The sequence below is a fragment of the Pseudoalteromonas sp. genome (genome assembly GCF_018402495.1).
Lineage (GTDB): Bacteria > Pseudomonadota > Gammaproteobacteria > Enterobacterales > Alteromonadaceae > Pseudoalteromonas.
In genome coordinates, this window is the sequence record NZ_JAGYIU010000005.1 from 66,782 (window position 1) to 82,256 (window position 15,475).

General features: G+C 43.1%; 11 protein-coding genes and 1 tRNA gene. 1 reads left to right on the plus strand and 11 read right to left on the minus strand.

The window, feature by feature from the left end; all coding sequences use genetic code 11:
• Positions 1-38: 38 nt before the first annotated feature.
• The 11 genes from rpoC to deoC form a co-directional block, all read right to left on the minus strand.
• On the minus strand, positions 39-4,211 hold the full coding sequence (gene rpoC, locus KG708_RS15385; protein ID WP_213611231.1) for a DNA-directed RNA polymerase subunit beta': 4,173 nt from the start codon (positions 4,209-4,211) through the stop codon (positions 39-41).
• 104 nt (positions 4,212-4,315) lie between these two features.
• Complete coding sequence (rpoB, locus tag KG708_RS15390) at positions 4,316-8,341, minus strand: DNA-directed RNA polymerase subunit beta (RefSeq protein WP_213611232.1); 4,026 nt, start codon at positions 8,339-8,341, stop codon at positions 4,316-4,318.
• 269 nt (positions 8,342-8,610) lie between these two features.
• Positions 8,611-8,973 carry a 50S ribosomal protein L7/L12 gene (rplL, locus tag KG708_RS15395; protein ID WP_076922660.1) on the minus strand — a complete coding sequence of 121 codons (363 nt, stop codon included), beginning with the start codon at positions 8,971-8,973 and terminating at the stop codon, positions 8,611-8,613.
• Positions 8,974-9,047: 74 nt separating this feature from the next.
• Positions 9,048-9,542 carry a 50S ribosomal protein L10 gene (rplJ, locus tag KG708_RS15400; protein ID WP_213611233.1) on the minus strand — a complete coding sequence of 165 codons (495 nt, stop codon included), beginning with the start codon at positions 9,540-9,542 and terminating at the stop codon, positions 9,048-9,050.
• 321 nt (positions 9,543-9,863) lie between these two features.
• Positions 9,864-10,568, minus strand: a complete 705-nt coding sequence (gene rplA / locus KG708_RS15405) for a 50S ribosomal protein L1 (protein WP_213611234.1) — start codon at positions 10,566-10,568, stop codon at positions 9,864-9,866.
• A gap of 4 nt (positions 10,569-10,572) precedes the next feature.
• Complete coding sequence (gene rplK, locus KG708_RS15410) at positions 10,573-11,001, minus strand: 50S ribosomal protein L11 (RefSeq protein WP_008108462.1); 429 nt, start codon at positions 10,999-11,001, stop codon at positions 10,573-10,575.
• Between the two features lie 217 nt (positions 11,002-11,218).
• Positions 11,219-11,776 carry a transcription termination/antitermination protein NusG gene (nusG, locus tag KG708_RS15415; protein WP_213611236.1) on the minus strand — a complete coding sequence of 186 codons (558 nt, stop codon included), beginning with the start codon at positions 11,774-11,776 and terminating at the stop codon, positions 11,219-11,221.
• A gap of 4 nt (positions 11,777-11,780) precedes the next feature.
• On the minus strand, positions 11,781-12,158 hold the full coding sequence (gene secE, locus KG708_RS15420; protein ID WP_213611238.1) for a preprotein translocase subunit SecE: 378 nt from the start codon (positions 12,156-12,158) through the stop codon (positions 11,781-11,783).
• A gap of 131 nt (positions 12,159-12,289) precedes the next feature.
• Positions 12,290-12,366 (minus strand) — tRNA-Trp (locus KG708_RS15425).
• Between the two features lie 165 nt (positions 12,367-12,531).
• Positions 12,532-13,032 (minus strand): hypothetical protein, encoded by a 501-nt coding sequence (locus KG708_RS15430; RefSeq protein WP_213611239.1) that lies wholly within the window; start codon positions 13,030-13,032, stop codon positions 12,532-12,534.
• Positions 13,016-13,768, minus strand: a complete 753-nt coding sequence (gene deoC / locus KG708_RS15435; protein ID WP_213611242.1) for a deoxyribose-phosphate aldolase — start codon at positions 13,766-13,768, stop codon at positions 13,016-13,018. Before deoC ends, KG708_RS15430 begins: the two co-directional genes overlap by 17 nt.
• Positions 13,769-14,033: 265 nt before the next feature.
• Between deoC and cysG the strand changes: the two genes are divergently transcribed.
• Positions 14,034-15,455, plus strand: a complete 1,422-nt coding sequence (gene cysG / locus KG708_RS15440) for a siroheme synthase CysG (protein WP_213611244.1) — start codon at positions 14,034-14,036, stop codon at positions 15,453-15,455.
• The last annotated feature ends 20 nt before the right edge of the window (positions 15,456-15,475 follow it).

Genomic DNA, 15,475 nt, shown 5'->3' on the forward strand with positions numbered 1-15,475 from the left:
CTGCCTTGCGAAACTCTAATCCATTGATTAGATTAGGTTTATTGATTTCCAGACAAATCCGCGTTTAAAGCATCAGTTAGTGCTTGAGTTGCCTCTTCTGCACTTACCGTTTGCTCTTCAACAACGTCTTTTTGCTTACGACGAGCCATACGCTCTTGATGATACGCAAAACCGGTACCGGCTGGGATCAATCGACCCACAATTACGTTTTCTTTCAGACCGCGTAGTTCATCGCTCTTACCATTTACAGCGGCTTCTGTTAGGACACGAGTTGTCTCCTGGAACGAGGCTGCTGAGATGAAAGATTCTGTCGCTAGTGATGCTTTTGTGATACCCATTAACTGGATTTCAAACTTAGCTGGGATCTTACCTTGAGCTTCAAGGTCGCGGTTTGCGATATTAACGCGTGCCACTTCAATTTGCTCACCGGCTAAGAACTCAGTATCACCACCGTCTAGAATGATACATTTACGTAGCATTTGACGAATAATCGTTTCAATGTGCTTATCATTGATCTTAACGCCCTGCAAACGGTAAACCTCTTGCACTTCGTTAACAATGTAATTAGCAACATGAGTCACACCACGTAGGCGTAAGATGTCGTGTGGTGATTCTGGACCATCGGCGATAACTTCACCTTTAGACACTTGTTCACCTTCAAACACGTTAAGTTGACGCCACTTAGGAATCATTTCTTCGTAATGATCGCCTTCAGCTGGTGTAATAACTAAACGTTTCTTACCTTTAGTCTCTTTACCGAAGCTAATCGTACCGGTGATTTCAGCTAAGATAGCTGGATCTTTCGGCTTACGTGCTTCAAATAAGTCGGCTACGCGTGGTAGACCACCCGTGATATCACGAGTTTTCGAACCTTCTTGCGGAATACGTGCTAGTACGTCACCTGGGTTTGCAGTCGCGCCGTCTGTTACTTCAATCGTAGTGAATGAAGGAAGACGCGTTTCTTGCAAGCCACGCTCATCACTTTCAATGATAAGCTTTGGCTCTTTGGCATTCGCTTTAGCAAGATCTTTAACAACTACACGAGTTAAACCCGTTAGTTCGTCAGTCTGTGCTTCAGTGTTTGAATCATCGATATCGCTGAACGATACTTTTGATTTATGCTCAAGAACGATTGGGTGACTATGCGGGTCCCAAGTAGCAACGATGTCGTTACCTTGAACTTCTGCATTGTCTTGCACTGTTAATACCGCACCGTAAGGTACTTTATAACGCTCTTTCTCACGACCATAGCTATCAATGATAGTGATCTCGGTAGAACGAGAGGTAATAACAATCTTACCGTCTGTATTTAATACATATTTAGCGTTGTGAAGTTTTAATGTACCGTTTGTTTTAACTTGTACATTATTTTCAGCAGACGCTCTTGATGCCGCACCACCGATGTGGAAGGTACGCATCGTAAGCTGTGTACCCGGCTCACCGATTGACTGTGCTGCAATAACACCTACTGATTCACCCGCGTTGATGATATGTCCACGTGCAAGGTCACGACCATAACACTTAGCACACACACCAAAGTCGTTATCACAGGTGATAACTGAACGTACACGCACTTCATCTACTGAGTGCTCTTCTAAAAGGTCACACAGTTTTTCATCAAGCATGATGTTACGTTCAACAAGTACGGTATTAGTACCTGGAATTACCACATCTTCAGCAACAACACGACCTAGTACACGTTCGCGAAGTGCTTCTACAACGTCACCACCTTCAATTAGTGGTTTCATTGTTAAGCCATCTTCTGTGCCACAATCGTCTTCATTGATTACCAAATCTTGTGCAACGTCTACTAGACGACGCGTTAGGTAACCTGAGTTCGCTGTTTTCAGTGCTGTATCAGCAAGACCTTTACGCGCACCGTGCGTTGAGATGAAGTACTGAAGTACGTTTAGACCTTCACGGAAGTTAGCGGTGATTGGCGTCTCGATGATTGAACCATCTGGACGTGCCATTAGACCACGCATACCGGCTAGCTGACGGATCTGAGCGGCACTACCACGAGCACCTGAGTCAGCCATCATAAACACTGAGTTAAATGACGGTTGCTCTACTTCTTCACCTTTGGCATTGATAACCGTGTCTTTTGACAAGTTGGCCATCATTTCACGTGATAAGTTTTCATTTACACGTGACCAGATATCGATAACTTTGTTGTACTTTTCACCAGCCGTTACAAGACCTGATTGGAATTGTTGGTTGATTTCAGTTACTTCAGCTTCAGCTGATTCAATGATTGATGCTTTAACTGGTGGGATAACTAAGTCATCAATACCAATTGAAACACCTGACTTCATTGCATAGTGGAAACCGGTGTACATGATTTGGTCAGCAAACATAACAGTGTCTTTTAGACCAAGACGACGGTAACACTCATTAATTAAGCCAGAAATCTGCTTTTTACCTAGGGCTTGGTTGATTGACTCATACGGCATGCCTTTTGGTAAAATTAAAGACAGAATCGCACGACCAACAGTGGTATCAATTACGGTTACAGTGTCTTCAACAACACCTTCTTCGTTTTTAACTGATTGGCTAATACGTACTTTCACGATAGCGTGAAGGTCGGCATTACCACTACGGTATGCTTTTTCTGCTTCTTTAGGATCTTTAAATACGGCGCCTTCGCCTTTGGCGTTAATACGGTCACGCGTCATGTAATAAAGACCTAATACAACGTCCTGTGAAGGAACGATGATTGGCTCACCATTAGCAGGCGATAAGATGTTGTTTGTCGACATCATTAACGCACGAGCTTCAAGCTGCGCTTCAATTGTTAACGGTACGTGTACCGCCATTTGGTCACCATCGAAGTCGGCGTTGTACGCCGCACATACTAATGGATGCAAATGAATTGCTTTACCTTCGATAAGCACAGGTTCAAACGCTTGGATACCCAAACGGTGAAGTGTTGGTGCACGGTTAAGTAATACTGGATGCTCACGAATTACTTCGTCTAGCACATCCCATACTTCCGCTACTTCACGCTCAACCATCTTTTTAGCAGCTTTGATTGTCGTAGCCATGCCGCGACGCTCTAATTTGCCATAGATGAATGGTTTGAAAAGCTCTAATGCCATCTTTTTAGGAAGACCACACTGATGAAGCTTAAGTGTAGGACCAACCGTGATTACAGAACGGCCAGAGTAATCTACACGCTTACCAAGTAAGTTCTGACGGAAACGACCTTGCTTACCTTTGATCATATCAGCAAGCGATTTAAGTGGACGTTTGTTAGAACCTGTAATTGCACGACCACGACGACCGTTATCAAGTAGCGCATCAACCGCTTCTTGTAACATACGTTTTTCGTTGCGTACGATAATATCTGGTGCAGCTAAATCTAGTAGACGCTTAAGACGGTTATTACGGTTAATAACACGACGGTAAAGGTCATTTAGATCAGATGTTGCAAAGCGACCACCGTCTAGTGGTACTAATGGACGTAAGTCAGGTGGCAATACTGGAAGTACTGTCATAATCATCCACTCAGGGTTATTTCCTGATTGGTGGAACGATTCCATTAACTTAAGACGTTTAGTGATCTTTTTACGCTTAGTTTCAGAGTTAATTGTTGGTAACTCTTCACGCATTTCTGCAATTAATTGCGCAAGATCGAGTTCACGCAGTAAGTCTAATACTGCTTCAGCACCCATCTTCGCTTCAAATTCATCACCGTGCTCTTCAAGTGCATCTAGGTATTCTTCTTCACCTAATAGCTGACCACGCTCAAGCGTTGTCATACCAGGCTCAGTTACTACGAATGATTCGAAGTAAAGAACACGTTCAATATCACGAAGTGTCATATCAAGCATTAAGCCGATACGTGATGGTAATGATTTTAAAAACCATATATGCGCAACTGGACTTGCCAGTTCTATATGACCCATACGGTCACGACGCACTTTAGTGAGTGTTACTTCAACGCCACACTTTTCGCAGATCACACCACGGTGTTTAAGGCGTTTATATTTACCACATAAACACTCATAATCTTTCACTGGGCCGAAAATACGGGCACAGAATAAGCCATCGCGCTCAGGCTTGAAAGTACGGTAGTTAATAGTCTCAGGTTTCTTTACTTCACCGTATGACCATGAACGAACCATGTCTGGTGAAGCAAGACCAATGCGAATTGCATCGAATTCTTCGGTCTTATTTTGTTGCTTCAGAAACTTAAGTAAGTCTTTCACCTTAGCTCTCCTGTCGGAGTTAATCTTGAGGACGGATGTTCTCGTCCCTACATTCTATTCAGCCATAACAGATGCTGCAGCATTAACTGCAGCATCTCATTGGCTTAATTTTCTTCCAACTCGATGTTGATACCCAGTGAGCGGATTTCTTTGAGCAATACGTTGAACGATTCTGGCATACCTGGTTCCATTTTATGGTTACCATCAACGATGTTTTTATACATCTTAGTACGACCGTTCACGTCATCCGATTTCACTGTTAGCATTTCTTGTAGCGTGTAAGCAGCACCGTAAGCTTCAAGTGCCCATACTTCCATCTCACCAAAACGCTGGCCACCGAACTGTGCTTTACCACCCAGCGGCTGCTGAGTAACAAGGCTGTAAGAACCAGTAGAACGCGCGTGCATCTTATCGTCAACCAAGTGGTTAAGTTTAAGCATGTACATGTAACCTACAGTTACTTGACGTTCAAACTGATCGCCAGTACGGCCATCATAAAGTGTAACCTGACCACTTCTAGGGTAGCCGCCTAGCTCTAGCATGTCTTTGATTTCGTCTTCTTTCGCGCCATCAAATGCAGGAGTAGCAATCGGTAAACCACCTTTCAAGTTTTCAGCTAAACGACGAATCTCGTCATCAGAGAAACTAGCAATATCCACAACCTGACGAGATTCACCGATCTCGTAAGCTTGTTTGATGAATGCACGTAGCTCATGAAGCTCACGTTGCTCTTTCATCATTTCTTCTAAGCGCTCACCAATACCACGTGCAGCTAGACCCATATGTGTTTCAAGGATCTGACCGATGTTCATTCGCGATGGTACACCTAGTGGATTTAGTACGATATCAACCGTGCGACCTTTGTCATCGTATGGCATATCTTCTACTGGTACGATAGTCGAGATAACACCTTTGTTACCGTGACGACCCGCCATTTTATCACCCGGTTGGATACGACGTTTAACAGCTAGGTATACTTTAACAATCTTAAGTACGCCTGGTGCTAAGTCATCACCTTGGGTAATTTTACGACGTTTATTTTCAAACTTCTTATCGTATTCAGCTTTCAGCTCATCGTACTGTGCAGCTAGTTGCTCAAGTTCAGCTTGCTTGTCTTCTTCAGCAAGGCTTTGAGTTAGTAACTTTTCAGCATTCAGTGACGCTAAGTTGTCTTCATCGAAGCCAGCTGCCACAAGTAACTTGCGAGCACGGTCTAAAACACCGGCTTCTAGAATACGGAACTCTTCGTTGAAGTCTTTCTTCGCTTCGCGAAGCTGCATGTCTTCAACTTCTAACGCACGTTTATCTTTCTCAACACCATCACGGGTGAAAACTTGTACGTCGATTACAGTACCTGTTACAGAGTTTGGTACACGTAAAGAGCTGTCTTTAACGTCAGACGCTTTTTCACCGAAGATAGCACGTAGTAACTTTTCTTCTGGTGTTAATTGCGTTTCGCCTTTCGGAGTCACTTTACCTACTAGGATATCGCCGCCTTTAACTTCAGCACCAATATATACAACGCCTGATTCATCAAGCTTGCCTAGTGCAGACTCACCCACGTTCGGGATATCTGCTGTGATCTCTTCTGAGCCTAATTTAGTATCACGGGCGATACACTGTAGTTCTTGAATATGGATAGTCGTTAGACGATCTTCTTCAACTACGCGCTCTGATAGTAAGATTGAATCCTCGAAGTTGTAACCGTTCCATGGCATGAATGCCACGCGAAGGTTTTGACCAAGGGCTAAGTCACCTAAGTCAGTTGAAGGACCATCTGCTAACACATCGCCACGAGTAACCGGTTCACCAACCATACAAGTCGGTTTTTGGTTAATACATGTATTTTGGTTAGAACGTGTGTACTTGGTTAAGTTGTAGATATCGATGCCCGCTTCACCAGGGATGCGTTCTTCTTCATGTACATTAACAACGATGCGACTTGCGTCGGCATACATTACTTCACCACCACGTTTAGCAACAATGGTTACACCAGAGTCTTTCGCTAGTGTTAATTCAATACCTGTCCCTACTAACGGTTTATCCGCTTTCAATGTTGGTACTGCTTGACGTTGCATGTTTGAACCCATCAATGCACGGTTAGCATCATCGTGTTCTAGGAACGGGATAAGTGCAGCCGCTACAGAGATCACCTGTTGTGGTGATACATCCATATATTGTTGGTCCATGCGACCCATAAAGGTTGACTCACCTTTGTGACGACATGGAATAAGTTCATCTACAAACTCATTGGTTTCAGTTAGGTTTGAGTTTGCCTGTGCGATAACAAACTGACCTTCTTCAATGGCTGATAGGTAATCAACTTCATCAGTTACAACACCGTCTACCACTTTGCGGTAAGGTGTTTCTAAGAAACCGTAGTCATTGGTACGTGCATACGTAGACAATGAGTTAATTAGACCGATGTTTGGACCCTCAGGCGTCTCGATAGGACATACACGACCGTAGTGAGTTACGTGAACGTCACGTACTTCAAAGCCAGCGCGTTCACGCGTTAGACCGCCCGGACCTAATGCAGAAATACGACGCTTATGCGTTACTTCTGATAGCGGGTTATTTTGGTCCATAAACTGTGATAACTGAGACGAGCCGAAGAACTCTTTAACCGCTGCCGAAATAGGCTTAGCGTTAATTAGATCTTGTGGCATTACCGCATCAAGGTCACCTAAGCTTAAACGCTCACGTACAGCACGTTCAACACGTACTAAACCTACACGGAATTGGTTCTCAGCCATTTCGCCAACACTACGTATACGACGGTTGCCTAAGTGGTCTATATCATCAACATCGCCCACACCGTTACGAATAGCAATCAATACTTTCATAACCGCTACGATGTCTTCTTTGCTTAATGTGCCAGGGCCTGTGTCTGTATCATAACCAACACGGCTATTGAACTTCATACGACCTACTGTTGATAAGTCATAGCGTTCTTCTGAGAAGAATAAGTTCTCAAATAAGGCTTCAGCCGCGTCTTTCGTCGGTGGCTCGCCTGGGCGCATCATGCGATAAATTTCTACTAGGGCTTCTAAACGGTTGCTTGACGAGTCAATATTTAATGTATTTGACATGTAAGCGCCGCTGTCCACTTCATTGATATATAACGTATCAATTTTAGTGTGACCTGCTTTAACCAATTCAGCCATCATTTCAAGCGTTAGCTCGTCATTTGCATTAGCAATGATTTCACCTGTTGATTCATCAACATAGTTCTTCGCTAATACGCGGCCAATGATGTACTCATGTGGTACTTCTAATTGATTAACGCCTTTTTTCTCAATACTCTTGATGTGACGAGCCGTAACACGACGACCGCTTTCAACAAGGACTTCACCGTCTTCGCTCTTGATATCAAAAGCGGCAGTTTCACCGCGTAAACGTGAAGGCACAAGTTCCATAAGAACTTTACCGTCCGTAATTTCAAACGCAGTGGTATCGAAGAAGATATCTAGGATTTCTTCACTCGTGTACTCAAGTGCACGTAAGATAATAGACGCCGGTAATTTACGACGACGGTCAATACGTACATATAAGTTATCTTTTGCATCAAATTCGAAGTCTAACCATGAACCACGGTAAGGAATTACACGTGCGTTATAAAGCACTTTACCTGACGAGTGAGTTTTACCGCGGTCGTTATCAAAGAATACACCAGGGCTACGGTGTAGCTGAGAAACGATAACACGCTCTGTACCATTGATTACAAAAGTACCGGTATCGGTCATGAGCGGAATTTCGCCCATGTAAACTTCTTGCTCTTTAATGTCTTTAACTGTGCCTGGAGCTTCTTTGTCCATTACTACAAGACGCAGTTTCACGCGAAGTGGAGCAGAATAAGTCACACCGCGAATTTGACATTCTTTTACATCGAATACTGGCTCACCAATACGATAACTTACGTATTGAAGCTCAGAATTTCCCGAGTAGCTTTTAATTGGGAACACAGAACGGAAGGCAGCTTCCAAACCATGATCGCCATCAGCGTCCGGGACTAAGAATTTTTTAAACGATTCTAACTGCGTCGACAGTAAGAAAGGTATATCCAAAACTTGTGGACGTTTACCAAAATCCTTACGGATACGTTTCTTTTCAGAATAAGAGTAAGCCATGGGGTTCCTCAGCTTGCTGATCTTTGACCCGACCTGTTCTTGTAAGAACAGACTTAACTGGCATCTATGCCAAGATGTACAACATTTAACTGTTGTTCCGACTTAATCCCACCTCAACACTAGCAAACTATAAAGCGTTGAAATTAAAGAATAAATCAGATTTTATTTGCGCTATAAGAATAGTCGCTCTATAGCGCAAAAAGGCCGGTGATTAAATAATCACCAGCCCTTGCCTGATTTCTCAGGCAGCGAACCTAGCAAAAGCTAGATTACTTAACCTCAACTTCAGCACCAGCTTCAGTAAGTTCTTTAGCAAGAGCTTCAGCTTCTTCCTTAGAAATACCTTCTTTAACTGGAGTTGGAGCAGCTTCAACTAACGCTTTAGCTTCTTTTAAGCCAAGACCTGTTGCGCCACGTACAGCTTTGATTGCCGCAACTTTATTAGCGCCAGCGCCAGTAAGAATTACGTCAAATTCTGTTTTCTCTTCAGCAGCTTCAGCAGCAGGGCCTGCTACTACAGCAGCAGCTGCAGTTACGCCGAATTTCTCTTCCATTGCTTCAACTAGAGCAACAACGTCCATTACTGACATTTCAGCAATTGCGTCAAGGATTTGGTCTTTAGTTACAGACATTACAAATTTCCTAATAATTAACGGACTCTAAGGTCCAAATAAATTTACACCGAAAGGGGCCAAACAACTTAAAATTAAGCAGCTTGCTCTTCTTTCTGTACACGTACTGCTTCAATTGTTTTACACAATTTGCCAGCAGACGCTTCTTTCATAGCGCTCATTAAGCGTGCAACAGCTTCGTCGTATGTAGGTAGAGTTGCAAGCATAGCTGCATCTACTACATTACCTTCAAAAGCGGCCATCTTAAGTTCGAAATGCTCATTCTTTTTCGCGAAATCTGAGAAGATACGCGCAGCAGCACCTGGGTGCTCTGATGAGAAAGCGATTAAGCTTGGACCAACTAATGAGTCAGAAAGGCACTCAAACTCTGTACCTTCAAAAGCACGTTTTGCTAAAGTGTTACGGACAACTTTCATCCAAACACCATTTGCACGAGCTTCTTTACGAAGGGCAGTGATTGCACCAACTGTTACACCACGAGAATCTGCAATAACTGCAGAAAGAGCACCATTGGCTGCTTCGTTGACTTCAGCAACAATTGCTTTTTTGCCTTGAAGATTTAAAGCCATGGGTGTTACTCCTGGTTTAATGGGTTACCGTTTATCGGCTTCCCTGTTTTACTCTTCCCCACCAATAAAGATGGAGATGCTTTTTACGGCGAGAGCCAGAAGATTAGGAAAAAATCTATCTGGGGATTCACACCGTCTACGTAGGTAATATTAAGGCCGAAGCCGCCTACGGTCTTGGACGGAAGCCCAATTTATCGCGTTGCCCAACGGCGTTTCGAAATTATGGACTTCAACCCGAATTCTTTACTTTGTGATTAACTAAATTAATCAACAAAATGGCGCAAAATTATAGTACAAATTTCACGCCATGTAAACACTCAATTAAGCAACAACTGTGCTTAAAGTGCTTTGGTCAACAGAAACACCTGCGCCCATTGTTGTAGAGATAGTTACTTTCTTCAAGTAAACACCTTTAGCTTGAGAAGGTTTAGCCTTCTTAAGTGCAACAATTAGAGCTTCAAGGTTTTGTTGTAACTGCTCAGCAGTGAAATCAACCTTACCAATCGTAGTATGGATGATACCATTTTTGTCATTGCGGTAACGCACTTGACCTGCTTTCGCATTTTTAACAGCTTCTGCAACGTTAGGTGTAACAGTACCTGTTTTAGGGTTTGGCATTAGACCACGTGGGCCTAAGATTTGACCTAGTTGACCAACAACACGCATAGCGTCTGGTGATGCAACAACAACGTCAAAATTCATCTCGCCTTTTTTAACTAGCTCAGCAAGATCTTCCATGCCTACTAATTCAGCACCGGCTTCTTTTGCAGCTTCTGCATTAGCGCCTTGAGTGAATACAGCAACACGAACGTCACGACCAGTACCGTTAGGTAGTACAGTTGCACCACGAACGTTTTGATCAGATTTACGCGCATCGATACCAAGGTTAACAGCAACGTCAACACTTTCTACGAATTTAGCTGTCGCTAACTCTTTTAAAAGAGCCACTGCTTCGTTAATTTCGTAATCTTTAGTCGCTTCCACTTTTTCGCGGATAGTACGCATACGTTTAGTTAATTTAGCCATTATCTTAGTCCTCTACGTTCAAGCCCATCGCACGCGCAGAACCTGCGATAGTGCGAACCGCAGCTTCTAAATCAGAAGCTGTAAGGTCTGGTTTCTTTGTCTCAACGATTTCTTCAAGTTGAGCACGAGTTACTGTGCCTACTTTTTCAGTGTTAGGACGGCCTGAACCAGATTTGATACCTGCAGCTTTCTTAAGTAAGTAAGCAGCCGGTGGCGTTTTCATGTCGAACGTAAATGAACGGTCGCCGTAAACAGAGATCACTACAGGAACTGGAGCGCCTTTTTCGATAGACTCTGTACGTGCGTTGAACGCTTTACAGAATTCCATGATGTTTACACCGTGTTGACCTAGTGCTGGACCTACTGGTGGACTAGGGTTAGCCATACCAGCAGCAACTTGTAGCTTGATTAGAGCTTCAACTTTCTTAGCCATTATAAATACCTCATTAGGTGGGTCTTAGCCTTGTGCGCGCGAGGACGCGTACTCTAGCGGCTTCCCAGTTTAAAAATTGGTTTCTCACTTTTTAGTAAACAGATAAACAAACGTTTTCCCTGAATACAAAAAGGCCGCTGATTATAAGTTAATCAGCGGCCTTTTTCAAGCTTCATGCCAAAAATTCAGAAACTTTTAGCACAATGCTTTAAATCAATTACTTATCTTGCTCAACTTGACCAAATTCAAGTTCAACTGGCGTAGAACGACCAAAAATAAGTACCGATACTTTTACGCGGCTCTTTTCGTAGTCAACTTCTTCAACTACACCACTAAAGTCTGCAAATGGACCATCAGTAACACGAACCACTTCACCTGGTTCAAATAATGTTGCAGGTTTAGGTGCCTCTGCGTTTTCTTGTAGACGGTTAAGAATACGATCAGCTTCTTTAGTACTAATAGGTGCAGGACGGTCTGATGTACCACCAATAAAGCCCATAACACGTTCAGTGCTATTTACTAAGTGCCAGCTAGCATCGTTCATATCCATTTGTACCAGTACATACCCTGGGAAGAATTTACGCTCAGATTTACGCTTTTGACCCGCGCGCATCTCAACCACTTCTTCAGTTGGAACTAATACTTCACCAAAGCTATCTTCTAGACCTTTGATTTTAATGTGCTCAATTAATGTTTGAGCAACACGCTTCTCATAACCTGAGAAAGCTTGTACTACGTACCAACGTAGCTTCTTTTCGTTATTCTCATCCGACATGGGATCAGATCTCCAATCCAGTTAAAAAGCCTACAGCGCGGAATAAAATGCCATCTAATCCCCAAAGGATAAGTGCCATAATCACTGTTGCAACCATTACAATTAATGTCGTATGTGTTGTTTCTTGACGCGTTGGCCAAACAACTTTACGTACTTCGATACGGGCCTCTTTAGCGAAAGCAAGGAAGGTACGCCCTTTTTCTGTTATTGCAGCAAGACCTAAGCCAGCAGCAACGGCAACAACAACACCAATAGCACGTAATAACACAGACTGATCTGCGTACATATAATTACCAACTACTGCGCCTGCAAGTAGCGCAATTGCTACAAGCCACTTTACCGAGTCCATCGCACTTGATGGTGTTTCTACATTCGTGCTCATAATATTATTACCTTAACTACAGACACAACAACCCTGCACATCGACAGGGTTAATCCATTAAAATCTAAACTTAAAAACAAGCTTACTTAAACCGATTTTTAATTCTAGACTTTACTCACTTTGTAAAAAATTGGCAGGGGCGGAGAGATTCGAACTCCCAACCGTCGGTTTTGGAGACCGCTGTTCTACCAATTGGAACTACGCCCCTGCAAAGTGGATGCCTATTATACTTACGCAATTCATTAACACAAGAGTAAAGATACCCATCTGATAAAATCTTCGCGGTTAATAGGTTTACACGCCCAATAATCAGATTAATCCTGTCACTTTCATCCGTTTAGAAGCGTTTTATTAATCCACATTGCTTGCCCCCTTAATCTACTCGTAATAACTCACCGTGGTAAAAGTCACATAACAGCCAAATTTGTTCAAATTGATGGGTGCTTGGAAAACATACTTCTTTAATTGCTACTTCAAAGTCGCGCTTATGCCAAATAGTACTGGCGTTACGAATTAACAACCAGGTACGTTTTGAATAATAACGCTTCGTCGCTTTTTGTTTTAATAAGCGCCCCAACGCTGATTGCAACCTGTGCTCGCTGGGTTGCTGCGCCATGTCGGCTAAATCACGCTGCATTTGTATCGACAGCGGCCGGCCTAACACGGCCATGGCTTCGGTTTCACTGGCGTATAAATGCGCCACTTCTATATCAAGTTGCTGATTTTCTTGATAACAGCTTACATCGGGTCTGTTCGGTTCATTGTGCCAAATATGGCGCATATGAATTCCCGTTTGCTGTTCATAACATCGCAAAAACAACTTGGCCGCATCGTGCTCTAACTGTTGTTTTTCGGCATCACTGCTGCGCTTCATTCAACACCTTATAAACGTCATTTAACAGCGATGAAGCGCCAAACCTAAATGTTTCTGGTGCTAAATAATCATGCCCCATAATCTCAGTTGCTAGTTGCAAATAAGCATTTGCATCTACTGCGGTCTTGACTCCACCAGCAGCCTTAAAACCAACTCGCTTTGATGATTTTTTGATGGTTTTAAGCATTATTTCAGTTGCTTCAAGCGTGGCATTTACTGCTACTTTTCCTGTACTGGTTTTTACAAAATCAGCGCCGCCCTTTATGGCCAGTTCAGTTGCTTGGGTAATAAGTACTGGCGTTTTTAGCTCGCCAGTTTCAATAATCACTTTAAGTTTAGCATGGCTGCCACATACCTTTTTACTTTCACTCACGTATTCCAGCACGGTATCTGCTTCACCTTTTAAAAGCGCTTTATAAGGAATAACTAGGTCAATTTCATCGGCCCCCCGCTCTATGGCTATCAGGGTTTCATTGAGTACTTCATTGAGTGGCGCATCACCAGAGGGAAAGTTAGTTACGGTGGCCACCTTTACATGGCTCAATAAGCGATTAGCAAGTGCTATTTTAGCGTCATCAACAAATTCACTAAACACACAAAGCGCAGCAGGCGTGCCTAGCTTGGGGTTTATACTGTTTACTAATGCGTTAATACTGGCTTGACTATCATCAGTGTTTAAACTGGTTAAGTCCATTAAGCTAACAACGAGCGTGGCGTTTTGAGTATTGTTTGTCATTTTATGCCTATGAAATTGTGTGACCTTAAACTATATAAGCATCATAGCTTAAACTTGCTATAGCTCATAACCAAACACTATAAGCGCGTTTTTTTATACTAAACGTCACTCTACCCCTTACTAAATAAGATTTAGACCTAAAAAGCATGATTGATATAACTTTTAGGTATATAAACTAAGATTTAATTATTTTTTACTTATCAATAGCCGCTATATTCTGATTCTCAGTTAAACACGTTGTTATCTTTTTTAGAGGCGTTACCTAGTGCAGTATTTACCTATCTTTACCAAACTCGACAACAAACCCGTATTGGTGGTTGGTGGTGGAGAGGTTGCCTTGCGAAAATGCCGTGCGTTTTTAAAAGCACGTGCCGATGTAACGCTAGTTGCCCCTTGGTTTTGCGAAGAATTAAAAGAACATGCGCATAATAATGAAGTAACATTAATAGATGCCTATTTTGAAGAGTCGCATCTTGATGGCAAAATTTTGATTATTGCCGCCACCGACAACGATGAAGTAAACAACACCGTATTTGAACTCGCCAATGCGCGTAATGTGTTTGTAAATGTGGTGGATGACCAACCTAAATGCACTTTTATTTTTCCCTCTATTGTTGATCGCAATCCAATTACCATAGCCATTTCTAGTGCGGGCACCGCACCGGTATTAGCAAGGCGCTTGCGTGAGAAGCTCGAAACACTTATCCCGCAGCATATTGGCCCACTTGCCAACTTAGTCGGTGGCTTTCGTCATAAAGTAAAGCAGCGCTTTAAACACTTTGCCGATCGTCGCCAATTTTGGGAGGGCGTGTTTGATTCATCAGTGGTGAGTAAAGTCCAAACTGGAGATACCCATGGCGCTGAGCAGCAATTAGAACAAATGCTAGATGCCAAAGTAGAGCCTGAAGGTGAAGTTTATATTGTAGGTGCAGGCCCAGGCGATCCAGAGCTACTGACACTAAAAGCGCTGCAACTAATGCAACAAGCCGATGTGGTGGTATATGATTACTTGGTATCCGATGAGATCATGGAATTAGTGCGTCGTGATGCCGATTTAATCTGTGTGGGTAAGCGCTTAGGCGATCACAGCGTAGCTCAAGAAGATACAAATAAGATGTTGGTTGATTTAGCACAACAAGGTAAAAAAGTGTGCCGAATTAAAGGGGGCGACCCATTTATTTATGGCCGTGGTGGCGAAGAAGTCCAAGTACTGGCAGCCAATAACGTCAATTACCAAATAGTGCCAGGTATAACGGCAGCCGCAGGATGTAGTGCCTACGCAGGTATTCCTTTAACGCATCGCGACCATGCACAGGCTATTCAGTTTGTTACCGGACACTGTAAAAAGGAAGGCCAAGAGCTTAATTGGCAGTCGCTTGCACAAAAAAACCAAACACTGGCTATTTATATGGGGGTAATTAAATCGCCGCACATTCAAGCCGAGCTATTAAAACATGGGCGAGAAACAACAACACCAGTGGCCATAATTGAAAACGGCACACGCAAAAATCAACGTGTTGTCACAGGACAGTTAGACCAATTAGCGCAGCTCATTGAACAGCATCAAATTATTTCACCCGCTTTACTAATTATTGGTGAAGTAGCTTCGCTGCATCAAGAATTACACTGGTTTGGCGAAAAAGCACAGATCAGTAGCTTTGCTCAACCGCTGACAGACGTAGCGTAGTTTAACAGATTTTAATTTAA

Bases quoted from the DNA above. Each gene is read 5' to 3' on its own strand.
- rpoB (WP_213611232.1), bottom strand. From the start codon at position 8,341: ATGGCTTACTCTTATTCTGAAAAGAAACGTATCCGTAAGGATTTTGGT.
- rplL (WP_076922660.1), bottom strand. From the start codon at position 8,973: ATGTCTGTAACTAAAGACCAAATCCTTGACGCAATTGCTGAAATGTCA.
- rplJ (WP_213611233.1), bottom strand. From the start codon at position 9,542: ATGGCTTTAAATCTTCAAGGCAAAAAAGCAATTGTTGCTGAAGTCAAC.
- rplA (WP_213611234.1), bottom strand. From the start codon at position 10,568: ATGGCTAAATTAACTAAACGTATGCGTACTATCCGCGAAAAAGTGGAA.
- rplK (WP_008108462.1), bottom strand. From the start codon at position 11,001: ATGGCTAAGAAAGTTGAAGCTCTAATCAAGCTACAAGTTGCTGCTGGT.
- nusG (WP_213611236.1), bottom strand. From the start codon at position 11,776: ATGTCGGATGAGAATAACGAAAAGAAGCTACGTTGGTACGTAGTACAA.
- secE (WP_213611238.1), bottom strand. From the start codon at position 12,158: ATGAGCACGAATGTAGAAACACCATCAAGTGCGATGGACTCGGTAAAG.
- KG708_RS15430 (WP_213611239.1), bottom strand. From the start codon at position 13,032: ATGAAGCGCAGCAGTGATGCCGAAAAACAACAGTTAGAGCACGATGCG.
- deoC (WP_213611242.1), bottom strand. From the start codon at position 13,768: ATGACAAACAATACTCAAAACGCCACGCTCGTTGTTAGCTTAATGGAC.